The following is a 23,317-nucleotide window of genomic DNA, read 5'->3' as shown; positions in this document are numbered from 1 at the left end:
AGCGGTAACTTACGAGCGTACGGTGACACCAGACCGCGAACTGTGGCGACTGGTTATAGATCATTAGCAAGTTGCGCAGCTTTAAAATACAATACGCTATTACAAAGGTTGAAAAGTTTTGGAATTAATTCGTTGTAACATTCTTCTATAAAGGATATTACGTTCTCACCTGCCACGATCTCGGACTGAGTTATAAGTTTCCCCTGCTCAATACGGCATGGCTTTTTGTAGCTATATTCTTCGAATTCCAAGTGATCCCATTTATTCGAAATTCTGATGAGGTGCTTATGCTTTATGGTGTTCACGTAACCCTTCACTTTATGAAAGGTAATATCCATCAAGAAATCTATCAGTTCATTATAAAAAGGCATCTGTTCATATTTTTTAATGAAGCTTAATTCCCATTTGATGCTTGCAACCTCAGGATCATCCTTTACCGGAATGAAGAGGTTTAGCAAATAAGGGAATGAATCGAGCAAAGCATGCAAGCTATTGAGAAACGCAGCAATATTAGCCTCGTAAACATACCTTACGGGCACTGTTTCTCCAGCTCGTAGATAGACTGAAATCCTATCAAACCGCAAGTTAGGTTCCTTCGCTGCATCCTTAAGGTTAACATAATGATACTCGCAATACTGGAGCCAACGATGAATTGACTGGGTGCACACTTCAAGCTTCACAATTGAGGCGTCATCCTCATCGCCAAGCTCCTGCTTTTTTAGCATTATAAATTTTGCTATATCAATTTGTTGTCCCATTTTTCCCTCTACACTCTGGTGAGCAATAATGCAGCGTGCACTAGTAATCCTGCTTCGGCCAAGAGCTAACGTTTAGACGACAATGGTACAACGCGGCCCAAATCAGTTAAATGCATACTCATGACATCGACTCTTCGGGATTCCAGCTAATGCTTACATGCTCGGCATCATCGTCAATGGGCGTGAGCGTGACGTTCTCGACAGTGCCCAATTCTGAAATCACCCTTGCCCAGTCTTCCGGTTCGTCCTCGGCCTGACGTTTTACTTCTACCCAGTGCTTCGACTGCGCGCCGGGACTATTGATTGCCCGCTGCACTCGCTTGACTAATTGCTCGTATGATTTAGACATAAGCTCCTCCTTAAATACTGATAATATATACAGTACAAGGGCAGACGATAAGCGATCAGAAGGGGAGACCGCAAGCATTGATAAGAAGCGGCGGGATGTGAGGCGCAATTTATCGGCTATCATTCAATCATGTGCGGAAGATTTGCTTTATTCACCCCATTAGACAGTTGGCCACAGTAGTCGGCGCGACTGTGCCTGAGCGTGTAGTGCAACCATGTTATAATATTGCTCCCGGCACATGGATTACTGTCGTGAAGCAGCTGTCAGAAAACGAGCCGCCGATTATCGATGATATGTGGTGGGGGTATCGACCAGCGTGGCCAAAAGGAACGGGCAGTCAGCCTATCAACGCCAGGGTTGAGACAGTAGCGTCTAACGGCTATTTCAAGTCAGCTTTTGCCAAGCATCGGTGCTTGATCCCCGCCAACGGATGGTATGAATGGATCAAAGATACAAGCCCTAAGCAACCGCATTTCCTCGCACGTGCTGATGAAAAGCCTTTGTTTTTCGCTGGTATATTTTCCCAGCGAGGCGATGGAAGCTTAGGCTGTGCAATCTTCACCGAACCTGCGCGTGGTAGTGCTGCTGAAGCGCATGATCGTATGTCGTTGATACTTAATGACGATTGCCTTGCCCCTTGGCTAGCACCTGATCTGACGGATCGAGAGACTACCCACAACATGATACAGAATATTGATGCTGGATTAATCGAGCACTGGCCTGTCAGCACCTCAGTGAATAAACCCGCTGAAGGACAAGGAGAAGAGTTGATCAATCCAGCCTAACGTTTCTCGTCTCGTCTCGTCTCGTCTCGTCTCGTCTCGTCTCAGGCTGGGGGCGCACTGATCAGATTTTTACCTCTGCTGTGGGCTTGCATGAATCAGTTGCAGATCGATTCACACGTCACGCCATCACTATCAACGTCTAATCTTTCTTCCTTGCACAGCTTTAAATGAAAACATGTCTCTTCACATGAAGTCATCTGCTCGTATGTTTTATGCAAGCCTAAATTGAGCATTTCTGCGACCTCACCAGGGCACAGATTCGCGCCGTGTATAAGGGTGGTCAGCCTTACGTTGGTGGCTGATGGATCGTATTGAAACTCTAAAATTCTTTGAGGCAATCGCCTTAAGACAATGCTAGAATCATTTCTTGGAAGCTTTTGCGCAGAAAATTCATCGTAAAGCATCATTTAGAGACTTGAAAATGATCATAGATTTCACAATATCAAATTTTAGATCAATTAAAAATGAACAAGTTTTCAGCTTATTTGCTGAAAGTAAGTCTGAACACTTGTCAGGTAATGTAGCCTATCCTAATCAAGGAAAAATTGGTGTTTTAAAAACAGCTGGAATATATGGTGCTAACGCGTCTGGGAAAAGCAATCTTTTAAAAGCATTTGAAGCTTTAAAATATATAGCATGTATTAGCGGTGACCTGAAAGATGGGGATAAGATTCCTTGCTATGAGCCATACTTATTATGTGATGAAAATGAAAGTGCCCCTGTTGCTTTTGAAATAGAATTTTTTGCTAAAGATGGTCTTAGATATATTTATAAAGTTTCATTTTTAAGCCATAAGATTATTGGTGAATCATTAGATTTTTATCCATCCAGACAAAAAGCAAACTTATTTACGAGAGAAGAAAATGATTCCTGGGAAGAAATCACTTTTGGAGGATTGTATAAAGGTGGTAGGAAAAAAATAGCTTTCTTTGAAAATAATACCTATTTGTCTAAAGCTGGAAATTCAGCAGATGCTCCTGAGTTAATTCGTAATATTTACAATTATTTCAGAAATGATATGTTATTTGTCGGTTTAAACCAACAGGTAAACATGCCTGAATGGACAGAAAATACTCAAAACATTCAAAAAATATCAAGCATACTATCTAAAGTGGATACAGGTATAAATAATGTAAAATATGAAGATAGGGATATGTCTGGGTTTAGATTTCCTACTGATTTGCCAAAAGAGGTTTTGAATAGGTTAGTAAAAAGCCTTAAGAAAAAGCCTGTTTTTTTTCATGAAGGAGAAGAAGGAAAAACAAGCAAATTTACGGAAGAAATGGAGTCAGACGGAACATTGCGAATATTCAATATGTTTCCAATGATTATTGAAGCCATCGATGACGGTAGTGTTCTTATTTTGGATGAGCTTGAACATAGCCTTCATACACATCTGGCCGAATTGATTATCAAAATATTTAATGATGAGAGATTAAACACGAAAGGTGCGCAACTAATTTTCTCAACACATAATGTAAGCTTGATGTCTCCGGAAAACTTGAGACGTGATCAAGTGTGGATAGCAGAAAAAGAATCAGGTGTGACAACTTTAGTTTCACTAGAAGATTTTGATAAAAATTTAGTCAAAATAGATAGTCCTTTTGGAAGGTGGTACGATGACGGTAGATTTGGAGGTATACCGAAAATAAACTATAAGGCGATAAGCGACATTCTTAGCTTGAACTCGGAGAATAAGGATGCCTAAAAAAAGAGGAACTAATAAAAAAGATACGCAACGGCTATTGCCTGTAATTCATATTTTCTGTGAAGGCGCTAAGACTGAGCCTTTATATATAAACGGCTATGTTAATAAAGAACATCCTAATTTGAGAAGATTGAAGCTAATTGATATCAAAAAGACAAACAAAAATACACCTGTGCAATTGGTTAAAGAAGCAAAGAAGCTAAAGCGTAACAGCGATATCCCCGAGCATGACTCTATTTGGGTTGTTTATGATAGGGAGTCTCCAGCGAAATATGATAATCATTTACACGCGCAAGCATTTGCACAAGCAAAAGCTAATGGTGTTAAAGTCGCCATAAGTAATGTTTGTTTTGAGCTATGGATACTTCTACATGTTTGTGACAAGTTTAACGCGTCATATCTAAGCTATGATGATCTTTTGAAAAATAGCCGCTTAAAAAACGGTTTGAAGAAACTAGGCATAAAGGATTACGAGAAAGCTGACACTAAAATTTTTGAAGCAATAAGCGCAAAGATTAGCACCGCAAGAACGAGAGCTAAAGCAATGAATCAAGCCACAATTGATTCTTCAGAATTCGATATTGATAAACCTTATCTTCTAAATCCGTTCACAACAGTTGGTGATTTGCTAGATGCAATAGATGATATTGCCAGCAAAGCATAAGATTGCCATTCGTGAAGCCTCTCTAACTATCCAAGAGAGGCTATCAAACTTAATTATTAGTAGTTGATTATGTTGCTAATAACTTAAATTCCAATAATTATGTTTACTTGATTTTTTTTATTACGCTAAGCTACTTTTGTAGAAAGTTATTATTTCAGCATTCCAAATACTATTTCATTTGAGCATACCTGAGAGAACACACCCCACGTGTATGTATAGCTGTGTTCATATATATGCATTTACAACCCATAAGACTACATGTATTATGAACACACTCAAATGACTACATTGATGCTTGGAGATGAACATATGGCAGAGTCGATATTTATTCGCGCTTATCTCCGAGCCTCAACTGATGATCAAAATGCGAGCCGTGCTCGTGCAACGTTAAATTCATTTGTCGAGGAGAAAGGATTCAAGGTGGCAGCGTGGTATACAGAAAATGCTAGTGGTACCAAGGTCGACCGTACCGAACTCTCTCGCTTGATTGATGATGCACAGTATGGAGATGTTTTGCTTGTAGAACAGGTCGACCGTCTTACCCGCTTAACCAAGCCTGATTGGAACCGGCTCAAAGGTGCAATACAGAGCGCAGGGCTACGTGTAGTGTCACTAGACTTGCCAACAAGTCATGCAGCACTGCGAATGTCTAACAGTGACGACTTTACTGGTCGAATGTTGGATGCCGTTAATTCAATGCTTATGGATATGCTTGCTGCAGTCGCACATAAGGATTGGGAGGACCGTCGTCGCCGTCAGCGCGAAGGGATTGACCAAGCAAAGCGGGAAGGGCGTTACAAAGGTCGCCCTGTAAATGATGCCCTCCATGCACGCATCGCTGAGCTTCGTCGTCATGGGCTGAGCATACGCAAGACAGCAGAAATCGTTGGATGTGGTGTGAGTACCGTTCAACGCGCTGAAAAACGCATCAGTTAGGCTTTTTATTGTTTAGGGTAAAACTGTACAGAGTCATCATCTAATTATAATTTAATATTGATTAATGTTTAGACATACGCTGGGCTATCAGGCTGTGCAAGTGATTAATTTCGAGATGAGATAGCTCTTGCACCAGTCAGTATCAATTTACGCCTATATGACAGAGTTTTTTTATTCAGTTCGAACATCCTACTAGGGTCAGCAATACATTAATATATAAAAGACCTTTGAAATTGCACCTTTAAACGTTTGTTATCGTGTATGTTTGGCTGCTTCCAATCCAAAGCGGGCTAGCAGATAAGTGCACCATGCTTGTTATTCAGTGGTATGCAGCGAGTAGGTGGTTGCTGCTATACTGCCGAGCAATACTTAGTTTTATTTGTTTTAGTAGGTTAGGTGTAATGCGACTTGCTATAAAATATCTGAGCACGCTCTCGTGCACTTTCTATATCGAAATGTGCGTTCTTAATACCTAGTGGTCGAAACTAAGCTATTGATATTAGGGGATTATCTAATTGACTCCCACCGATTTTGGACTAGGAGTTCTCGCGAGCTGGCTTGCGAACAAGCTCGAAGTTGTTTTGAAGCCAGAGGGTCATCCGATGCCTGAATTACATCAATCTCCTCAGCCACAGCAGCTGATTGAACCGCAATCTAGGCCTGCACGCATCCGTCGTTTCAAGACGTTTGATGCACACTATGATCTCCCTTCCTTTGTAAAAGAGGTTAGCCAGCCTGTTGTCTCCTTGCTGATTGAACGCTCTCCGTCGTCTCACTACAACTTGATGTGTGTTGTGCTTGAATCTTCCGCTACGGGTGAATGGTTTGTGTTCGATCGAGGCTCTCTGGCTTTTCAGGGGACGGGCGGCGGCTACTACAACACCAGTAACATTATTCAGTTTCTTAAAGGTGCGGCCGTTCCTATTGGAGTCTGGGTTTACGACAACAACTACGTTGATGATCTCGAAAACGGGTATTTACTATGGCCAGAAATAAGGGGAAAAGGGATTCTTTTGCGAAGCCTGGTTACAGATGAGTCATCGTGGACCACGATAGCCAATCGAGCAGAATTGATGCTCAGGAAATCATTGAACCGCCCCGGCTTTACCGGAGACTCCATATCTTGAGAGGATGGAGTTATGAACTCACCAAAACGATATTCCCCAGAAGTCCGGGAGCGAGCTGTTCGATTAGTCCTTGAACAGCAAGGCGAATACCCGTCCAAGTGGGCGGCGATCTGCTCCATTGCCAGCAAGTTTGGCTGTACACCAGAGACCTTAAGAGCCTGGTGCAAACGCTCAGAACTCACGCAGGAAGATAGCTCGGCTAACCTGCCTGAAAATGAACGACTCAAGCAGCTAGAGCGTGAAAATACCGAATTGAAGCGTGCCAATGAAATTCTCCGTAAGGCGGCTGCTTTTTTCGCCCAGGCGGAGCTCGACCGCAAACCCAATTGATGGTGTCATTTATCGACGAGCATCGTGCTCAGTTCGGGGTCGAGTCGATTTGTAGCCAACTGCCAATCGCCCCATCGACGTATTACCACCACAAGGCACTTGAAGCTGATCCTGAACGGCGGGCAGACCGGTATCGGCAGGATGAGTTTCTTACCGCTGAGATTCAGCGAGTGTGGGAAGATAACTTCTGCGTCTACGGTGCCCGTAAGGTCTGGCGGCAACTCCGCCGTGAAGGCGTTAATGTTGCTCGTTGCACTGTAGAGCGGCTCATGCGCCGCCTGGGAATTCGCGGCGTGGTGCGAGGCCAACGCCCCTTCACGACCATCAGTGATCCCGGCCAGAAACGGGCACCTGATTTAGTGAAACGTGACTTTACGGCCATGCGTCCAAATCAGCTTTGGGTGGCCGATTTTACCTATGTCGCTACCTGGTCTGGCTTCGTTTACGTTGCGTTCGTTATCGATGTTTATGCACGCTGTATCGTGGGTTGGCGTGTAGCGACGTCGATGAGAACAGCACTGGTGCTGGACGCTCTAGAGCAAGCTCTGTGGGCACGAAAACACAGACAAGGGTTGATCCACCATAGTGATAGGGGAAGCCAATATCTCTCGATCCGCTACACCGAGCGTATGGCTGACGAGGGTATCAATGCCTCAGTCGGCACCACCGGCGACTCCTACGACAATGCGCTGGCAGAGACCATCATCGGCTTGTTCAAAACGGAGGTGATCCATCATCGTGGCCCATGGAGGGGACTAGATGCCGTTGAGTATGCCACGCTGGAATGGGTTGATTGGTTCAATAATCGCCGACTGCTGGAGCCTATCGGAAACGTTCCACCAGCAGAACGAGAAAGGACGTATTATCGTCAATTGGAGGAGTCGGGTGAAGCTGCCTGACTCAAACAAACCGGTCTCCGGAATAACCGGGGCGGTTCACATCGACTTAATCTCCGAGGCCTACAGTTATGCGGCTTCGCTTTGAGATGTTAAAAGGCCAAACTCCAAACCTCCGGTGCCGTTGTAGTTACAGAGTCTGCACCCAAGCGGAACAATTTGCACAGTAGAAGTCCCAAAAACTCAAGCAGATGTGGATATGAGCAAAGATCACCGTGACAACTTTAGTGTGACCACTGTGAGAAAGGTTGCTGAAAGAGCAGCTTTTTTCTGCAGTAACCCTGGCTGCCATCGGATTACGATTGGACCTGATCAAGGCGCCCCTCATTTATCACTCAAAATAGGTGAAGCAGCCCACATTTGCGCGGCTTCATCTGGTGGTTCTCGATATGTTATGTCTCAAACACCTTCTGAAAGAAAAAGTATAAATAATGCAATTTGGCTTTGTGCGTCCTGCGCTACCCTTATCGATAAGAATGGAGGGGATGGGTATCGCGAGACCGAATTGAGAAAGTGGAAGAGAGACCATGAAGCGCTGATGAAAGAGTGCTTAGAAGGTGAAAAGAGAGTGATCTTACAGTTTCTAGATCATAGCAGTGATGAAGACTTGGCCCGTAGAGTTGTTCATCTTATTGAGGATCGCGGCGCCTTCTTCGAATCTTTCCAAAATGAAAATGGTGAGTACGTATTAGATTCTTTGAAGGAGCTTAGAACTTCATTGACTGCCCTGAGGGGTGAAATTTTTCCGGAGTCGCCTTTAGCAGTTATCGTTCCTTCCATTATTCAAGCCTGCCGCCACTATATGAATACGACCTCGGTCAATCCATCTGTGAAAGAGTTGGAGTACTCATTAGGTGCAGTACGCAAGGTTGTGGGCATCAACGTTAGTGAACTTCAGAGGCATTATAAAATCCAGATTTCGAGAGAGCTGTCTTCGATAGTTCCCAATTAATTTATTTCAAAGCGGTCAGCGGGACGAAGAACAAGCTACACCTCGTTACCACTGTTGTTTTTTCTTACTAAAGTGAATGTATGAAAAAGAATTCAAGATTAAAAAAATACGTCGAATTATTTAAGCGTAATATAAACGCATTTCTTGTTAAAGGAATAGTGGTAAGGTCAGTAGCACATCCGGTTGAAGGCGATGGAGCAGTTTTTGAATTTTTCCTGAATAACCAAGGAGATGATACTGAGCTTATTGGAAAGGTAAGACCAACTATTGGTCGCGTCCTTTCTGAGATACCTCAGAAGTTGGTCGGTGGCAATATTGAGGGGGTAAAGTTTTCCGGTACAAGTTTATACCTAGAAGGAAATAGGATCGTTGTTATAAAAGGTGAAGATCACCCTGAAGCATGGTCAGGAAGCGCTGTTCTGGAAGATGTTAGAAGAGTAGTGTCTACGTCACAGGGGAGTGGACGTAATGACAGGTAAAAGAGACATCCCCGTCGATCAGATTGCTAAGCTTGCTGAAGATATTCGTGTGATTAAAGATTTTGCTGAAAATCACAACTTTGATGGTAATTTGTTGAAAGCCCAAATAACGCCTAGTCCGAAAAATTCTAAGATAAAATTTGACTGGCCATTGATAAGTATGGTTATTTCAATTATTGCAGTTTTCGTTATTTTAGCGTTCATGAAGTTTTACGAACCATCACAGGGTGCTTCGGCTTATCTTTTTGTTGTTGGCCTTCTTTTCTCAACTATCGCTGTGATGTGTACGCACCTTAGGTTTAAAGACACAACAATTACAATAATTTCAGCGTTTGGTTTATTTTTAATACTTTTTATCGGTGCCGGTATTTTCACACCTAAAGAGGCGTTCGATAACATTAAAGACATCAAATAAAAAATAATATTTTGCTGCACGTGGACCATGCTAGGTTCCCCAGTATATGGTTCATGGTGCTGAATAAATTTTAAATGGCTTCATTGCCGAATTGATTGATTAGCTTCATTCGTCTTCGAGACGAACTACTTGTCCCCATGATGCCGGTACCTTGCCGTCTTCCGTGATAACCCAGAGTACCGGAAAATTCGGCACTGTCTCTGGCGTACGTCCAAACCCATCGGTAAAGAACAGCAAACATTCTGACATGATGTCGTTGGCTCGTTCGAACACAGGTCGAAAGTCGGTTCCTCCACCTCCCCGCAATGTAAGTCCATCGCCATTATCACTACCGATTTCATGCAGCTCCTGTACATGATTAATGATACGCTCGCGTTGGATGTCTGCATCACACTCGATCAGGTGTATTTCGACATATTCGACACATGTCAGTAGGGCTTGCAGCTCAGCGATAAACAATGGCAATTGACGTTGTGTGCTGCCACTGGTGTCTATGGCCAACATGAGAGATAAAGCCTTGCCCTGTCGACCTGGTAGATAGAGCCCTTGTGCAAGATAGCGGCGATTGAGCCGATTCCAGGTTAGCTGGCATCCGCTGCGGTGTAGAAGAAAATCGTGAAGGGCCGTTCGCCAATTGACCTGTGGCTTAGCGATATTACTCACTATCAAATTCATCCCGTCGGGTATCGATCCTGGTGACGTCTGCTGTGCCTCTTTCAACACTATTTCCTGCCAGTGCTGGGTAATCAGACGAGCCATGTCATTGTCGACCCGAAGAGGGGCAAAATCTGGATCAACCACTAAGACGTTGCTACCCCCATCCATAGTAGCCGGTGCAAACAGTTCTTCCCCGTGAATATCAAACGGCGCATCAATGTCGGGACGAGGGTGTTTTAGCAACCACTGGTAGATCGTCTCAGCATTACGGCCTGCTTGGGCAGGGTAGAACACAGCATCCGTCGGCATCGATAGGCCATCGAGCATTAATCGGTAATTAGCTTCCGCATCAACAGCTAAATTCCAGTACAGGCGATCACGTCCATATTGGCGAATGAAATGCCCCAGCAGCACATGATAGAGCTCATGTCCCAATACGAAGCGGCGCAGTGCTGATGAGCATTGAGACGCAAAGTGTGCATTTATAAAAACATTGACCCCATCTGTGCAAGCCGTCAGCACTCGGGAATCCACGACCATTACCAGTTTTAGCCGCATCACTAGCTTAGCTGTTAATGGATAAGCGATCAGCCAGTTGCGAATTTCTTGTCGCCATAAATTGTGTTGTTGGACCTTGGTTGTCTGTTCTTCTGCAGTAGGTTCACGGATGGGAAGAATGTTTGATGGTTTCATCATGATTGCTTCCCTGATTCGTTCGCTGGTTTCAGGGAAGCATGGCGAGCACTGGCGGTAGCGAAGCGACCTTCAGGCAAGCCAAGGTTGGCCTCTGAGGTGATATGTTCCATCGGTACGCCATGGTGCTTCAGCCAGTTCTCAAAATCAGGGTGTGCAAACACGCGCTCAGCACGGTTATCGGCACTGGTGTTATCACTCACCCGTAGCACATCCATCAGCATCAGCGTAGCGAGGTCACAGGAAAGCTGTGAACTGATGTCGAAGAAAACCGATAGGCGTTGTTCCTGAAGGTTGACGTCGTCTTTCCATAGATAATTCGCCACCGACGAACAGAAGGTTAGCTGCTGATCGATACGCTCTGGAATCGCGACGGCAATTTCGCCGCGTAACATCGCCTGAATATCGAAACGTTGATGGTTCATCTGCCGAAAAGCTATGAATTCTGTACATGCAGACTCGCCCACCAGTCCTGCAATCATCAATCGTTGGGAAATGTCATCAAGCTTGATATCCGCCTTAAGCAAATAGGCCACCCGTTCCCAGGATCGCGGGGATGGCCATCCACGTTGAAGATTGGTGTCATTGACTAGCAGGTACTCGGGCTTGAAGCGTAAGAATGCCACCACATCCGCATGCAGCCCTTTAGAGACGGCGTAATCGCCCCACGCTTCGATATCGGCTTTGATCTCTAAATGCATCAAACGATTCGCAAGCGCTGATGACATGGGTACAGAAACAGCACGATCTTCGGCGCGGTTACCGGCGCCCATAACTAGCCAGCCATCAGGAAGGGTGTAGAGATCGCCTAGACGACGATCCAGCAATAATTCGTAGGCTGCCACCTGCAGTGAGCGATCCGCTGCAGAGAGCTCATCAAACAGCAAGATGCCACGGCTGGCAGGATCATTAGGCCATGAACTTGCTACTAGCCATTTAACCTTGTCGCCGTCGGGCACGGGGATACCGCGCAAATCCACTGGCTCTAGCTGAGAAAGACGAACATCAATGAAATCAATGTCAAGCAGCAGGCAGAGCTCACGCACAAGTTGGCTTTTGCCAATGCCAGGTGCTCCCCAAAGCATAATTGGCGCAATTTGTTGGGCAGAATTGGGAGACGACCACAACTGTTGTAGCTGTACTTCAATGATACGACGAGCTTGGATAAAACTAGTAGCAAGCGACATAGCGTCCCCTTTTAATGGTGTGACCCCTTTAGAGTAATGAGCTCACACGACGCCACTTGTCGCTTTCGCTATTTTTAGTCAGTCTGCCCGTGAAATCGCCAGGGCTATCGCTTTAGCACGATAGTTATCTGCTTGACGTGCATTATCGCAACGCTCTTCCCGCCAGTACCAAGGGCGTTGTGCGATGTTTAAGAGGCATGCACGAACTTCGGGGTGATGACATCCAATTCTCGCCAGAACATCTAATAAATCTTTAAGATGCAAAAGGTTTTCACATGCAGCTAAATAAGCACGATCCAATCGTTGATACATTCCATAGCGTGCAGTTAACATTCGCGCCTGTAATGCCCAGTTAACAACACTTAACGGCTCTTTGGTCGCCATGACGTCCATGACATCACACCACAGATCGAGCTCATCGGTATGAGTAAAGTTGGAATGCCGCGCCATGGCATAAACTACTGTCTGCATGGCCAATCCATCAGGTTTATTACCACAGGCTCTCACCATGGCATGGCGATAGTAAAATGCTTCGGGCACTACCGGAGCACATTTAGCCCATAGCTGGTAGTCCGACTGCCAGCCCTCCCGACATAGATCATCTGGCAATTGCCACTTCCAATGGCTTAAAGCGATAGCTGTCTTAGAAGTTGAATCACGTCGACGTTTTGTACGCGACGCGAGATGCATCGCTGATAGGTCAAGGCGAATTTTCCAAAGCTGTTCCAGGGGGGCATCCAGTTCGCTCAATTTCTGAAGGAGCTGTAACGCCTTGACGCAAGGCCCTGACGGCGACATTGACGGGATCAACTTTGTCAGTTTTACCATTATGACGTCTGAGTGCTGTGGATAAGCACTGACCAGCGATTTGACCATCGACTCATCCACAACGACGGTAGCAACACCGATTAATGATTCTGGTACCGCGCCTTCGCAATAAATGTTTGTCATCGGCGCTAACGATACTCTGTTAAGTGGCCGACAGTGCAACAGTGACAACTCGGTAGGCTCTTTGATGACCAACGCTTCAACGTCTGAATGACACAGCATCAATCGTTCGCTAGTCATCTCTATTTGTAAGATATCAGCCCGTTGTGAGACATGAGATAGATGTATATCGGTCACGCCCCCTGAAAGTTTCATAAGGGAATGACAGTCACGCAGATAAAGGCTTGTGGTGGGTGGATGGATATCAACTGAACATAGCTCTGGCAATGCCTGTGCTTCGATCTGAGACTGTTGGCTGCTAAGGGATACTATGGACAAGGTCTCAAGCTGACTACCACCTGAGAGGTAACAAAAACGTACCTGGGGGGCGTCAATCACAAGGTGCGGCGTTGCGGGGGATAATATGATCCAGCACTCAGAATCAAGTGATAAAGGAGTTTGGGAAATGTTCGTGAGGTGGTGACTGATCCATACACCTTGCCATGGAGCCCCAACACTTTTGACCGAGCACTGCCCTGATACCCAACAAGCATCAAAATGATCCACACAACCTTCCACCTTCAAAAAAGGCATGTGATGTCCACTATCTAAGTGAAGAACGGCACCGTTGCCATGTTTAGGGACGTGTATGAACTGCAAGGAAGGGCAATTTTGAAGAGTGATGTGACAGTCTGGCTGGCACTGTGATAAATCCAGATGGGCTAATGAAGTACAGCCCACCACGTCAAGGTACTGAAGTTGCGGAGAAGCAATAGCGATAGATACACTACTATATCCGAATAATTCACCGCCGCCATTGCTATCTACGTCTACATGAACCGATAACACGTGCTTGTCATGACAAGTTGGAATATCGGTTTCTTTCATATTAAGCTCACTATTCATTTTTTAAATGAACAGCATAGCTTGTGAGTGCGACAAGAAATGGCCTCAAAATAGGTGTTAGGCAGCTACTTTAGATAAGAATCGGGAATTGCTGAAATCAGCTGACCAGTTACTTGGGACGGTTAAATCGACTTGATACTGATAATCCAGAGACCATCGATAAGGTCGTGTAGACTCGTCACATATAATAGGAAAATGAAGGCTTAAGCGTTCTGACAAGTCACGCTGAATAGATCGCTGCGTAAGATAAATCCCACGGTGCTCAAGAAGCTGTAGTAGCTCAGGCGTTGTGATGTAACGTGGGTAAGAGGGAATTGACTGGAGAATAGTTACGTAGCGAAAGAAGACCCCTGCGAAATCAGACATAGTACTCTCCTCATGTTAATTACCAGCTTATAAAGCTGATAGAAATTAGCTCCTTATTATAAAGCAAAGAACAAAAAACACCAATAAAATTAAATGGTGTTAAGTCGTGCTTGTAATGAAAATATAAAAAGGCGCTATATGCGCCTTCCATTAATAATTATTTGTTCGATTAATACAGGGTTTATCTTCTGTTCCATTTCTTTTGTGATGTAGTTTGCAAGGCCGTCTATATCATCTATCTTGCAAAACCATCTATTGCCTACAGTAACGGATTTAAGTGGTGATGCCGTCTTGGAGCTGCAATGCATCCAGGCCTCATGTACTTTTTCAGGCAAATGAAAGTCCTGGGCTTTTTTTTCATTTGTGATTCGACTTGCAACATCTTCTAACAAAATATGAACATGTAAAACACCAGACTTATGATACTCAATAACGGGGAAGCAATTTATTCGTTTTTTTGAACGACTACCAAAAGCCATAGAGCTCAAAACGTTGATAAATTTTTCTACAATTTCACCGGCTTGTATGCGGCATTTTACTTGGTGTTTAAATGTCAGAGTGAAAAAATAAAACCATTCATTGGAATGAATTAGTGATATTGTATTTTGTCTAAAATCTTTCACCTGTGTTTCATTCATATAGTTTAACTCTTTTGTCTTTTCTAAATTATTCATAGTCATCTCCGATGTAATGTTCGTTCAGTGAACATGTGTTTGTATGATTTAGTGTTATTATTAACCACCATTTGATGAGTTGGTTTATTAATCATGCTGAGTTTTATATATTGTTCAGTTGATCTAAGGTTAACAATTATTTGTATATTTTGTTGTCATGTGCTTTGTGCTTTTTGTTAAATTCAGACAAAAGGAACCAACAAGACATTCTTTAAAAAGAACATCTACTCCAAGTTCCATACAGCATTTGCAAAAGTCACCTTATGTGTTAAGTTTGCATTTCATCTATAAGAAACAATATTTATTTCACCCACGTACATTCTTGCTAACAGCTTGAAAATCTCTTTCAATCATGCTCCTGTTTAGTGTTTGTGGAGGGTAAGAAGATCAGCCTGAAAGCAGTGTGATGGTAGTATTTATTAGCCAAAATATGGATAATGTGTAAATTGGCTTATCCAGCTTGAAAATTAGGCTATTAGTGAATGCTAGAGGACCTATGACCATCACAGGAAAAGATCGCTACGAAGCAGTTAAAGCTGTGGATAGGCAAATAAAATACCAAGGGAAATGGCGAAAGAAGGGCAACAGAATTACCCAGGTTCAAGCATGTAAAAAAGTTGATATCTCTACGCATCAGTATCGAAAGTGGAAGGCGATCATTAGTAAAAATGTGAGCAAGCCATTAGATGAAATCTACAGCCTGCTAGAAGATAAACGTTATGCACCTAACAAGCTTACTGCTCAACAAGAAGAAATAGTAATAAAGTACGCGGAGGAGTTTCCTGATAAAAGCTATCGTGAGATAGCAAAAAATATTGAAGAAGAAGTAGGAAGAAAACTACACCACGGTACTGTAAGCTCAATCCTTAAGAAATAATTGTTTAGACATGCTGATGCATAAAAATCGATTATTAAAGCAGTAGTTATACTTTTTTCTTTCATAGTAATTATATAGTACAAAATAAAATAATATGTTTCCAAAATGTACACACTGACAGAGCTAAAGAAATACAATCAAAAAATTACTAGCAAGTTCGTTGTGGGTACAGTTTTCTTGCTGTTAGTAAAGCGACGATGGTCTCAGTAATTAATTAATTGAATGTATGACTTGGATTACGTGATAATTTTATAGCTATTTGGATTCTGCACATAGCCCCAATGAGGCGTTTTATGCGTTTATGGGTATCTGCCTAGTGGGTGCTCGATAAATCCCATTAAATCGTAGCATATGCCTTAATTTCCGTTGCCACATACCAATTATGTAACACAAAACGTAACGTTATACCCTATAAGAGTATTATAGACTTAAATGTTACACTTTAATATTTTAAGTCATTGATATAAAAGAAAAGGCCAAGTTAATGAATACCCAAGCAATGAAGAAATGCAATTATTAATACGAATTACGGGTGGGTTGGTGTATACCCGCTAATGAGTATTGATGATTGCACGTGATATGGCCGAAGGGCATACACGGCATTCGCAATAGATATAACCATCTAGTAATTGTAATGCTATCCAACTCGCTACGCATCGTTGTCTAGGGAATTCGCGTGACTCCCTCTGGTCGTAACACAAATTCAGTTCTTTATACATGAATCGGGGATAGCTATGAATGTGCATATGGTCTGTTGTAACTAAGTACACATATACATATTTTATTAATTCAAGCATTAGCTGTTGCTACATGACGATTTTATTTTTTGGTTTAATAGATGAAGCTTGTAAACTCATATTAATAATTAACTAATTAAATTTTATAATTATGGTTGTTACTAAATAGCTACATATGACCAATAAGTATGAGAGGGTTGCGTACGGGAGTTATTGCTACCTAACCAAGCGATACATAATGAATGTGAAATATGGGAATGCGTTGTATAAACCACAGGTGCCAATTTAAAGCTTATCGAAAGCACCCGGTAGGTAGGTATAGGTAAGCATCTTAAATGGTTTTAAAACGAGTCACAGGGAAGGAAATGGATGCAATTCAGGTTCTATTCAGAGCGCGGTGTGTGATGCAGGCAATGAAATGGCGCGTATAAGAAAAAAGCTGACGTTCGCACGGCAGAGAACACATCAGCTATGCATTCGAATTTTGCGAATTTCATAGCATCAATGAGTGTTGTATGGTGTATCTATACGTCAGAATTATCATGCACCTTCAAGTAGTGACCTATGCGCAGGGTATTCTTCTTAGTTTTAAAAATGGGGTATGGGATGGGGTTCGTAACTTACAAAATGTCTTAAAAATCCATACGCTTCAAGGGGTTGATGGTTTTATGCAAATTTACGACCAAGATTGTTATACCCACCAAGGACTGCCGTTTAACCTGCGCGTACTGCGTGGCCAAGTGCTGCTGGTGGTGAATGTTGCCAGCCAGTGCGGTTTTACCCCTCAACTAAGCGAGTTAGAAGCGCTTTATCAGCGCTACAGGGATCGTGGTTTCACTGTGCTCGGTTTTCCGTGTAATCAGTTTGGCCGCCAGTCTCCAGAAAGTGCTAAAGACTTCTGTCAATTTGGCGAGCAGCAATTTGGGGTGAGTTTCCCGCTATTGGAGAAAGTGAACGTCAATGGCAGAGATGCCCATTCACTGTTTGTATTACTCAAACGTGAAGCGCCTGGCCTGCTGGGCACGCAACTCATTAAGTGGAATTTCACCAAGTTTTTAGTGGGCCGTGATGGCAAGGTCATTGCCCGGTTTGGGCCTCGCGACCATGGTCGCCCACTGCGCATGGCGTTGGAAAAAGCCTTAGATCAAGCCTATCCATAACGTTAGTCTGTAGAACGCCCTAAACCTGTTCCCCACGTGTGACGGCAACACGGCTCATTAGCGCGTTCCAGCGATGGCGAACCATCATCGTGGTTAAGCCAGAAAACAGTGCCCAGGCTTTGCGTCGCCAGCCTTTTAAACGCAGGTTGTGATTGACCAACTGCTGCATCAGCTTCCGATCATTAAATTGCCGCCACTCGTTAGCAATCGAAAGTTGATAGCGCGACATCACCGGGGCCATTTCAAGGCGAAACATCCACTCTAGCTCATGGAGGGTCATATCGTAGCGCTGCACGACCTCGACCATACGTGTGTAATCCCGCTCGCTGGGTTCACGATCGAGCCACAGCGGTGCTAGCGCTAGCCACAGATCGCCGCGTTCATCTACTAGCTGCTGTGCATTCATGGACGCCTCAAATGTGAAGTCGGTGCTTAAATCGCTATCGTGACGCGAAAGCCCCTGAAGCTCAAGGTCAGGTAATCGCTCATGGATGGGCAAAAGCGAAGAGCGGGCGTGGCGCAAGAGCGGACATGGCGCACCGAGACAGCTAGAATAGCCCCACTGAATACGACGCTGCTATGGCAAGACGATATCACTGGTTATGATGTCAAAAGCAAAATCAATCTGATAACGAGGTTCGATGTGATTATTAAACCCAAAGTGCGCGGCTTTATTTGTACCACCACTCATCCTGTCGGCTGCGAACAAAACGTGCGTGAGCAGATTGAAGCGACCCGAGCTCGCGGTTTGGATAAACAAGCTGGCCCAAAAAAAGTGCTCGTGATTGGGGCGTCGAGTGGTTATGGCTTGGCTGCGCGAATTGCCGCGGCATTTGGCTACGGTGCCGACACTCTGGGCGTGTTCTTTGAAAAGCCTGCCACCGATAAAAAGCCCGGCACTGCCGGTTGGTATAACAGCGCTGCCTTCGATAAGTTTGCCAAGCAAGAGGGGCTTTATAGCAAGTCGATTAACGGCGATGCGTTCTCCCATGAAGCGCGTGAAAAAGCCATTGAGCTCATTAAGCAAGACATGGGCGAGATCGATCTAGTGGTCTACTCGCTGGCATCACCAGTGCGCAAACTGCCTGACAGTGGCGAACTAAAGCGCTCCAGCCTGAAGCCGATTGGCGAAACCTACCGCGCCACCGCTATCGATACTAATAAAGACGCGATTATCGAAGCAGAAGTTGAGCCTGCCACACAGCAAGAGATCGACGACACCATTACCGTTATGGGGGGCGAGGATTGGGAGCTGTGGATGGAAGCGCTCGACCAAGCGGGCGTGCTGGCAAAAGGTGCGCGCAGCGTCGCGTTTAGCTATATCGGTACCGAAATCACATGGCCAATCTATTGGCACGGTGCACTGGGTAAGGCCAAGGAAGACCTGGACCGCGCGGCGGCGGCTATCGACAGCAAATTAAAAGCCAGCGGCGGCGGTGCCAACGTGGCAGTACTGAAATCAGTCGTTACCCAGGCAAGCGCGGCAATCCCAGTGATGCCGCTGTATATCGCCATGGTTTATCGCATCATGAAAGAGCAGGGCCTGCATGAAGGCACCATTGATCAGTTGAATCGGCTGTTTGGTGAGCAGCTTTACTCAGCCCAAGGAAAGCGGGGCGAATTAGCGACTGATGAAGCCGGGCGCCTGCGTTTAGATGACTGGGAGCTACGCGACGACGTTCAACAGGCGTGCCAGGATCTATGGCCAGAAGTGACAACCGATAACTTATTCGAAATTACCGACTATGCTGGTTATAAGCATGAATTCTTGAAACTGTTTGGGTTTGAGCGTGACGATGTTGATTACGATGCCGACGTCAATCCAGAGGTTAAGTTTGATGTCGTGAATCTTTAATTTACTCACAAGGCGGTTAGCACCGCCTTTATTCGACCGGAACGCGGGAGGTATTTATGGATACTAAGGAGAGCAAAACTCCGGAAGAACAGAAAGAGCACATCATAGGTGAACGGGTGCCTGAGGATTTTGAAACGTCCAAGCCGCATCTTCAGCCCGAAGCCAAAAAATCACCCAGCAAGATGTATAAATTGCTCCCATTGGTCATCTTGATTCTCGGCGTGATTGTGGTGAGCTTTATCGTGTTGGGCATTATTAATCGAGGCAACTAACGATCGTAATACGTTATTTATCAATTGCCGGGCCTTAAGCCCGGCAATTTTTTATAGGCAATCTTATTTAGAAAAATACGCTTGCTTCTAAATGTGAGAAAGATGTCTGCAAATATCAATCGTTGTTAAATTGAACGTATGAGCTCGTAAGAATACAAGGGTTCTGCTATTTATTAGTGTTATATAAAGGGTATACGCTTTCATAGCAGGAGACAGTAGGAGGAAGTATGACACGGGTCGCACGCGTTGAGCCAATAAGTAAAAAGCGAGAAAATAAGCTTATTATTTCGGGGTGGAGAGTTATCGATGTTACTGTTCCTGACGCGCCTCAGGAAATATCTCAACATGAAAGCGAACCTCAAGCAATTGAAGCTGCCCGCCGCTTTGAAGCCCAAACGTCCCAGGAACGTGGCTCAGACCCTGATGATACCCAGGATTATGATGCGTCAGACCCTCAAGGGGGCAAACGTTTCCTTTGATCAACGCATGGTAATCTTGACCAAGCAGACTCAATAATACGAAAGAAGCCTTGATATCATGCTTAGCTGAATAGGCTTTAGTATTTTCCTTATACCTAAATAGTAAACACGGTTGTTATAGAGGCTAAGTAGTTGCTTTAATTGCATTATTAATAGTTGGGATTGGTAAGTGTGAATATTTTTAATATTTATTAATCTTTTGATAGGTCTCTGTTTTGGCTTTGCTTTAGGGCGCCTAGGTGTACTAGCTTTTATGCGTAAGCCAAAAAAGGAGAGTTTGTATGAAACGGACAGCATTAGCGATTGCCATTGGTGCAATATGTGCAGGTTTGTCAGGCGGCGTTCTGGCGCAAGAAGAGAACCAGAGTGACACTGATCACAATAATCAAATGACACAAGATCAGGGCAATAACGACGAAACCAGGGATATTACCGTCGATCAAGAGCCTGCTGAAATCGACGTAGAACAAGAGTCTCCCGATATTACGGTCGATCAAGCCCAACCTGAAGTAACTATTACTCAGCCCGAACCGGATGTCACCGTGGAAGAGGCTGAGCCTGATGTTACTGTTGAGCAAACCGGTGAACCGGATGTGACCGTTGAGGAAGCAGAAGATGCTGAAGTCGACATCAATCAGGATGAGGACGCGCAGGATCAAGAACGCCAGCAACTCGACCAGGCTGAACAAGATAACCAGACTGATCAAAACAACCAGGAAAATTCGCTGATGTCACATCAGGTCAGCGACCTGGAAGGGATGACAGTGATGAATCAGGAAGATGAAGAGATCGGTGATGTTCAGCATATCGCTAAGCATGATGAATCTGGTGATTTGTTTGCTATCGTTTCGGTAGGTGGTATTTGGGGATTTGGCGCAACAGACATTGCCTTGCCTTTAAACAATATGCAGTTTGACAACGATCAGCTCGTGGTCAACACAAGCTATGGTGAAGATGAAATCGAAGATTCGTCTAACGATTACCAAGAAGATGAGTACAGCGAAGTGGATGGCAACATGACGCTCTCTGAAGCGCAGCAACAGTAACAGAACTGCTGTTTGATTTAGCCGTTCTTGAGTGTTTGATGTGAAGGGCAAGGCGGATGCGCCTTGCCCTTTTTGGTGTTTGTGCGCTAACGCTATTAACGCTGCGACGTCTTTTTTTATGTATGGGTAACAAGCGCTGCCTTCATTCGCGCAATTGGGTAAGATGGGCGTTTACCTAAGCCGATGGCGGTTTTTCATGCAGTTCTTTCAGTAATTATGCAGCCCAACCACTTAGTATCAAAAGCAGCGAAACCCCGTCGGCGGGTAGCGTTTTTGCTGTTGCCGGGTTTTTCTTTACTAACCCACGCTAGCGCACTGGAACCGCTTCAAATGGCGAATCAGTTGAGCGGGCAGATGCTTTATCACACCGTGACGTTAAGTTTGAACGAGGAACCGGTACGCAGCGGCGCGCAGCTTTCATTGATTGCTCAGCATGCGCTAAGCACTGCGCTAGGCCCGCTTGATCTGTTATTAATATGCGCCCCTACGCCACTGCCTTACACGCTTCCAGCGAAGTTAAACGAATGGCTGAGAGGGCATCAGGGGCGTGGTGTGGCGTTGGGCGGTTTGGCAGGGGGCACGGAAGTATTGGCGCGCTGTGGCTTGCTGGAGGGCTACCGTGCCACGCTGCCGTGGCAGCGATTTGAGGCCTTTACCCAGGCCTATCCGCAAGTAACGCTTTCTCAGCAGCTGTTTGAAATCGATCGTGACAGGCTGACCTGTGCAGGCGGTACCGCTGCGATGGATCTAATGCTCACGTTAATTGGGCAGCACCATGGTGCACGCTTGGCGGAGCAGGTGTCTGAGCAGTTTGTGTGTGATCGCATTCGCCTAGCGGACGAACGTCAGCATGTGCCCCTGCGTACCCGCTTAGGCCATGCCCCGCAAAGCTTGGTGGATGCTGTCACATTAATGGAGGCGAATATCGAGGAGCCGCTCTCGACGCTGGAGCTGGCCGAGCACCTAGGGATTTCCCGGCGTCAGTTAGAGCGACTATTCAAGAAATACCTACAGGCAGTGCCAAGCCGCTACTATCTTGATTTACGCTTACAGGAAGCCCGCAAGCAGTTACGGGACAGCGACCGGCCGGTAGGCGAAATTGCTTTTACAACAGGCTTTTCTTCTGGCGCGCACTTTTCTACCGCCTACCGTAACCACTTTGGTATGACACCAAGAGAAGAGCGCTTAAGTTAGGGTATCGACAATACCGCCTTCTACACGCAATGCCGCGCCCGTTGTCGCGCTGGCTTGGGGAGAGGCAGCATACACACTCATGCTGGCCACTTCTTCAGGTGTGGCTAAACGCTGGATGATAGAGGAAGGGCGGTTCTCTTTGACGAAACGTGCTTCCATCTCCTGCTGTGAAATACCTTCTTTTTCCGCCATTTCACCAATCATACTCAGCACCCCTTCAGAGCGCGTCGGCCCTGGCAAAATAGCATTAACGGTCACCTGGGTGCCGCTAAGTGCTTTGGCCAGCCCGCGTGATACAGACAGCAGCGCCGATTTGGTCATGCCGTAGTGCACCATCTCGGTGGGGATATTAATCCCCGATTCGCTGGAGATAAACTGAATCCGGCCCCAATCGCGCTCACGCATTCCTTGTGCGTAGTGGCGCGAAAGGCGCACCGCACTCATGATGTTAATATCAAAAAACTGCTGCCATGTGGCGTCGTCGACCTCGAAAAAGTCTTGAGGACCAAAAATGCCGACGTTATTGATCAAGATATCCGCATTAGGTTGCTGCTCAATCAGTGTTTGGCAACCCTCAGCGGTGCCGAGATCAACTGCTACGCCTTCTACGTTGACGTTGGGAGCCTCTTGCTTAATCGTGGCAATGGCCTTGTCAACTCGCTCCTGGGTGCGTCCGGTCACGACCACATCAGCGCCAGCATTGGCGAGCCCTTGTGCAATTGCAAAACCGATCCCTGCGGTAGAACCGGTGATAATGGCGCGTTTGCCGCTTAGATTAATCTGCATACGTTGTACTCCTCTCTTCCTAAGTGTCAGCGCCTCACGATTCTCTATGCAAGCATGACGTTATCGCTTGCTAATAACTATGGGGTGCTTATAGCGTTCTTC

The 23,317-nt window shown here is 45.2% G+C and carries 24 protein-coding genes and 1 other annotated feature; of the genes, 16 read left to right on the top strand and 8 right to left on the bottom strand.

The features are described 5' to 3' along the window. Nucleotides 1-53 precede the first annotated feature (53 nt). Together ACW44H_RS13890 and ACW44H_RS13885 are read right to left on the bottom strand one after the other, a co-directional pair. Nucleotides 54-758, bottom strand: a complete 705-nt coding sequence (locus ACW44H_RS13890; protein ID WP_457505111.1) for a hypothetical protein — start codon at nucleotides 756-758, stop codon at nucleotides 54-56. Nucleotides 759-876: 118 nt separating this feature from the next. Further along, nucleotides 877-1,107, bottom strand: a complete 231-nt coding sequence (locus ACW44H_RS13885) for a DUF1654 domain-containing protein (protein WP_457505109.1) — start codon at nucleotides 1,105-1,107, stop codon at nucleotides 877-879. Nucleotides 1,108-1,238: 131 nt separating this feature from the next. Here ACW44H_RS13885 and ACW44H_RS13880 point away from each other — a divergent pair, with 131 nt between their 5' ends. From ACW44H_RS13880 to ACW44H_RS13840, 9 genes are all read left to right on the top strand, one after another. Continuing rightward, complete coding sequence (locus tag ACW44H_RS13880) at nucleotides 1,239-1,892, top strand: SOS response-associated peptidase (protein WP_457505108.1); 654 nt, start codon at nucleotides 1,239-1,241, stop codon at nucleotides 1,890-1,892. A gap of 367 nt (nucleotides 1,893-2,259) precedes the next feature. Further along, the gene (locus ACW44H_RS13875) at nucleotides 2,260-3,600 is read left to right on the top strand and encodes an AAA family ATPase (protein ID WP_457505106.1); all 1,341 of its coding nucleotides are present in this window, start codon (nucleotides 2,260-2,262) and stop codon (nucleotides 3,598-3,600) included. Continuing rightward, nucleotides 3,593-4,264: an RloB family protein gene (locus ACW44H_RS13870; protein ID WP_457505104.1), complete on the top strand. Its 672-nt coding sequence runs from the start codon at nucleotides 3,593-3,595 to the stop codon at nucleotides 4,262-4,264. Before ACW44H_RS13875 ends, ACW44H_RS13870 begins: the two co-directional genes overlap by 8 nt. 279 nt (nucleotides 4,265-4,543) lie before the next feature. After that, complete coding sequence (locus tag ACW44H_RS13865) at nucleotides 4,544-5,200, top strand: recombinase family protein (RefSeq protein WP_457505102.1); 657 nt, start codon at nucleotides 4,544-4,546, stop codon at nucleotides 5,198-5,200. Between the two features lie 515 nt (nucleotides 5,201-5,715). Next, the gene (locus ACW44H_RS13860; RefSeq protein WP_457505100.1) at nucleotides 5,716-6,327 is read left to right on the top strand and encodes a hypothetical protein; all 612 of its coding nucleotides are present in this window, start codon (nucleotides 5,716-5,718) and stop codon (nucleotides 6,325-6,327) included. 12 nt (nucleotides 6,328-6,339) lie between these two features. Beyond that, nucleotides 6,340-7,556 (top strand): IS3 family transposase gene (locus ACW44H_RS13855; RefSeq protein ID WP_457505098.1). Its coding sequence is split into 2 segments (ribosomal slippage): nucleotides 6,340-6,625 and nucleotides 6,625-7,556, totalling 1,218 coding nucleotides; the frame shifts between segments, so codons are not numbered across the junction. Beyond that, nucleotides 6,615-6,731: a sequence feature (AL1L pseudoknot), on the top strand. Its footprint overlaps the gene before it by 117 nt. Nucleotides 7,557-7,752: 196 nt before the next feature. Beyond that, nucleotides 7,753-8,505, top strand: coding sequence for a hypothetical protein (locus ACW44H_RS13850; RefSeq protein WP_457505097.1), 753 nt, complete (start codon nucleotides 7,753-7,755; stop codon nucleotides 8,503-8,505). 80 nt (nucleotides 8,506-8,585) lie between these two features. After that, complete coding sequence (locus ACW44H_RS13845) at nucleotides 8,586-8,984, top strand: hypothetical protein (protein WP_457505096.1); 399 nt, start codon at nucleotides 8,586-8,588, stop codon at nucleotides 8,982-8,984. Further along, on the top strand, nucleotides 8,974-9,399 hold the full coding sequence (locus tag ACW44H_RS13840) for a hypothetical protein (RefSeq protein ID WP_457505094.1): 426 nt from the start codon (nucleotides 8,974-8,976) through the stop codon (nucleotides 9,397-9,399). Before ACW44H_RS13845 ends, ACW44H_RS13840 begins: the two co-directional genes overlap by 11 nt. Nucleotides 9,400-9,504: 105 nt before the next feature. Here ACW44H_RS13840 and ACW44H_RS13835 read toward each other — a convergent pair whose 3' ends face one another. The 4 genes from ACW44H_RS13835 to ACW44H_RS13820 all read right to left on the bottom strand — a co-directional run bounded on the left by ACW44H_RS13835 (nucleotide 9,505) and on the right by ACW44H_RS13820 (nucleotide 14,809). Further along, nucleotides 9,505-10,752 (bottom strand): vWA domain-containing protein, encoded by a 1,248-nt coding sequence (locus tag ACW44H_RS13835; protein ID WP_457505093.1) that lies wholly within the window; start codon nucleotides 10,750-10,752, stop codon nucleotides 9,505-9,507. Then, entirely contained in the window at nucleotides 10,749-11,936 is a 1,188-nt protein-coding gene (locus tag ACW44H_RS13830) for an AAA family ATPase (RefSeq protein WP_457505092.1), read from the bottom strand. Before ACW44H_RS13830 ends, ACW44H_RS13835 begins: the two co-directional genes overlap by 4 nt. A 78-nt stretch (nucleotides 11,937-12,014) precedes the next feature. Further along, complete coding sequence (locus ACW44H_RS13825) at nucleotides 12,015-13,751, bottom strand: hypothetical protein (protein WP_457505091.1); 1,737 nt, start codon at nucleotides 13,749-13,751, stop codon at nucleotides 12,015-12,017. Nucleotides 13,752-14,269: 518 nt separating this feature from the next. Then, nucleotides 14,270-14,809, bottom strand: coding sequence for a rolling circle replication-associated protein (locus ACW44H_RS13820; protein ID WP_457505090.1), 540 nt, complete (start codon nucleotides 14,807-14,809; stop codon nucleotides 14,270-14,272). A gap of 496 nt (nucleotides 14,810-15,305) precedes the next feature. Here ACW44H_RS13820 and ACW44H_RS13815 point away from each other — a divergent pair, with 496 nt between their 5' ends. After that, nucleotides 15,306-15,686 (top strand): helix-turn-helix domain-containing protein, encoded by a 381-nt coding sequence (locus ACW44H_RS13815; RefSeq protein ID WP_457505089.1) that lies wholly within the window; start codon nucleotides 15,306-15,308, stop codon nucleotides 15,684-15,686. Between the two features lie 1,405 nt (nucleotides 15,687-17,091). Then, nucleotides 17,092-17,583: a glutathione peroxidase gene (locus tag ACW44H_RS13810; protein WP_113270068.1), complete on the top strand. Its 492-nt coding sequence runs from the start codon at nucleotides 17,092-17,094 to the stop codon at nucleotides 17,581-17,583. A gap of 19 nt (nucleotides 17,584-17,602) precedes the next feature. On the opposite strand, the gene ACW44H_RS13805 is transcribed toward ACW44H_RS13810, so the two are convergent. Continuing rightward, on the bottom strand, nucleotides 17,603-17,989 hold the full coding sequence (locus ACW44H_RS13805) for a DUF7079 family protein (protein ID WP_457509038.1): 387 nt from the start codon (nucleotides 17,987-17,989) through the stop codon (nucleotides 17,603-17,605). Nucleotides 17,990-18,226: 237 nt separating this feature from the next. Here ACW44H_RS13805 and fabV point away from each other — a divergent pair, with 237 nt between their 5' ends. The 5 genes from fabV (at nucleotide 18,227) to ACW44H_RS13780 (ending at nucleotide 22,429) form a co-directional block, all read left to right on the top strand. Next, a complete protein-coding gene (gene fabV, locus ACW44H_RS13800) occupies nucleotides 18,227-19,438 on the top strand; it encodes an enoyl-ACP reductase FabV (protein ID WP_457505087.1) in 1,212 nt (403 codons plus the stop codon). Between the two features lie 56 nt (nucleotides 19,439-19,494). Continuing rightward, on the top strand, nucleotides 19,495-19,710 hold the full coding sequence (locus ACW44H_RS13795; protein ID WP_457505086.1) for a hypothetical protein: 216 nt from the start codon (nucleotides 19,495-19,497) through the stop codon (nucleotides 19,708-19,710). A 227-nt stretch (nucleotides 19,711-19,937) separates the two neighbouring features. Then, nucleotides 19,938-20,189: a hypothetical protein gene (locus ACW44H_RS13790; RefSeq protein WP_457505085.1), complete on the top strand. Its 252-nt coding sequence runs from the start codon at nucleotides 19,938-19,940 to the stop codon at nucleotides 20,187-20,189. A 281-nt stretch (nucleotides 20,190-20,470) separates the two neighbouring features. Further along, entirely contained in the window at nucleotides 20,471-21,235 is a 765-nt protein-coding gene (locus ACW44H_RS13785) for a PRC-barrel domain-containing protein (RefSeq protein WP_457505084.1), read from the top strand. Between the two features lie 216 nt (nucleotides 21,236-21,451). After that, entirely contained in the window at nucleotides 21,452-22,429 is a 978-nt protein-coding gene (locus ACW44H_RS13780) for a GlxA family transcriptional regulator (protein WP_457509036.1), read from the top strand. Here ACW44H_RS13780 and ACW44H_RS13775 read toward each other — a convergent pair. Beyond that, nucleotides 22,421-23,215 (bottom strand): SDR family NAD(P)-dependent oxidoreductase, encoded by a 795-nt coding sequence (locus tag ACW44H_RS13775; protein ID WP_457505083.1) that lies wholly within the window; start codon nucleotides 23,213-23,215, stop codon nucleotides 22,421-22,423. The genes ACW44H_RS13780 and ACW44H_RS13775 overlap by 9 nt on opposite strands. Nucleotides 23,216-23,317 lie beyond the last annotated feature (102 nt).

It is taken from the genome of Vreelandella sulfidaeris Esulfide1, assembly GCF_054072535.1.
The sequence above is the reverse complement of the archived record's forward strand: the minus strand, read 5'-3'. Positions and strand labels throughout refer to the sequence as shown.

What these genes read in the sequence shown, in the direction of transcription:
- ACW44H_RS13850 (WP_457505097.1), top strand. Translation starts at nt 7,753, where the DNA reads ATGAGCAAAGATCACCGTGACAACTTTAGTGTGACCACTGTGAGAAAG.
- ACW44H_RS13775 (WP_457505083.1), bottom strand. Translation starts at nt 23,215, where the DNA reads ATGCAGATTAATCTAAGCGGCAAACGCGCCATTATCACCGGTTCTACC.
- ACW44H_RS13820 (WP_457505090.1), bottom strand. Translation starts at nt 14,809, where the DNA reads ATGAATAATTTAGAAAAGACAAAAGAGTTAAACTATATGAATGAAACA.
- ACW44H_RS13845 (WP_457505096.1), top strand. Translation starts at nt 8,586, where the DNA reads ATGAAAAAGAATTCAAGATTAAAAAAATACGTCGAATTATTTAAGCGT.
- ACW44H_RS13870 (WP_457505104.1), top strand. Translation starts at nt 3,593, where the DNA reads ATGCCTAAAAAAAGAGGAACTAATAAAAAAGATACGCAACGGCTATTG.
- ACW44H_RS13825 (WP_457505091.1), bottom strand. Translation starts at nt 13,751, where the DNA reads ATGAAAGAAACCGATATTCCAACTTGTCATGACAAGCACGTGTTATCG.
- ACW44H_RS13865 (WP_457505102.1), top strand. Translation starts at nt 4,544, where the DNA reads ATGACTACATTGATGCTTGGAGATGAACATATGGCAGAGTCGATATTT.
- ACW44H_RS13830 (WP_457505092.1), bottom strand. Translation starts at nt 11,936, where the DNA reads ATGTCGCTTGCTACTAGTTTTATCCAAGCTCGTCGTATCATTGAAGTA.
- ACW44H_RS13885 (WP_457505109.1), bottom strand. Translation starts at nt 1,107, where the DNA reads ATGTCTAAATCATACGAGCAATTAGTCAAGCGAGTGCAGCGGGCAATC.
- ACW44H_RS13840 (WP_457505094.1), top strand. Translation starts at nt 8,974, where the DNA reads ATGACAGGTAAAAGAGACATCCCCGTCGATCAGATTGCTAAGCTTGCT.
- ACW44H_RS13790 (WP_457505085.1), top strand. Translation starts at nt 19,938, where the DNA reads ATGACACGGGTCGCACGCGTTGAGCCAATAAGTAAAAAGCGAGAAAAT.
- ACW44H_RS13780 (WP_457509036.1), top strand. Translation starts at nt 21,452, where the DNA reads ATGCAGCCCAACCACTTAGTATCAAAAGCAGCGAAACCCCGTCGGCGG.
- ACW44H_RS13835 (WP_457505093.1), bottom strand. Translation starts at nt 10,752, where the DNA reads ATGATGAAACCATCAAACATTCTTCCCATCCGTGAACCTACTGCAGAA.
- ACW44H_RS13805 (WP_457509038.1), bottom strand. Translation starts at nt 17,989, where the DNA reads ATGAATGCACAGCAGCTAGTAGATGAACGCGGCGATCTGTGGCTAGCG.
- ACW44H_RS13890 (WP_457505111.1), bottom strand. Translation starts at nt 758, where the DNA reads ATGGGACAACAAATTGATATAGCAAAATTTATAATGCTAAAAAAGCAG.
- ACW44H_RS13810 (WP_113270068.1), top strand. Translation starts at nt 17,092, where the DNA reads ATGCAAATTTACGACCAAGATTGTTATACCCACCAAGGACTGCCGTTT.
- ACW44H_RS13795 (WP_457505086.1), top strand. Translation starts at nt 19,495, where the DNA reads ATGGATACTAAGGAGAGCAAAACTCCGGAAGAACAGAAAGAGCACATC.
- ACW44H_RS13815 (WP_457505089.1), top strand. Translation starts at nt 15,306, where the DNA reads ATGACCATCACAGGAAAAGATCGCTACGAAGCAGTTAAAGCTGTGGAT.
- ACW44H_RS13785 (WP_457505084.1), top strand. Translation starts at nt 20,471, where the DNA reads ATGAAACGGACAGCATTAGCGATTGCCATTGGTGCAATATGTGCAGGT.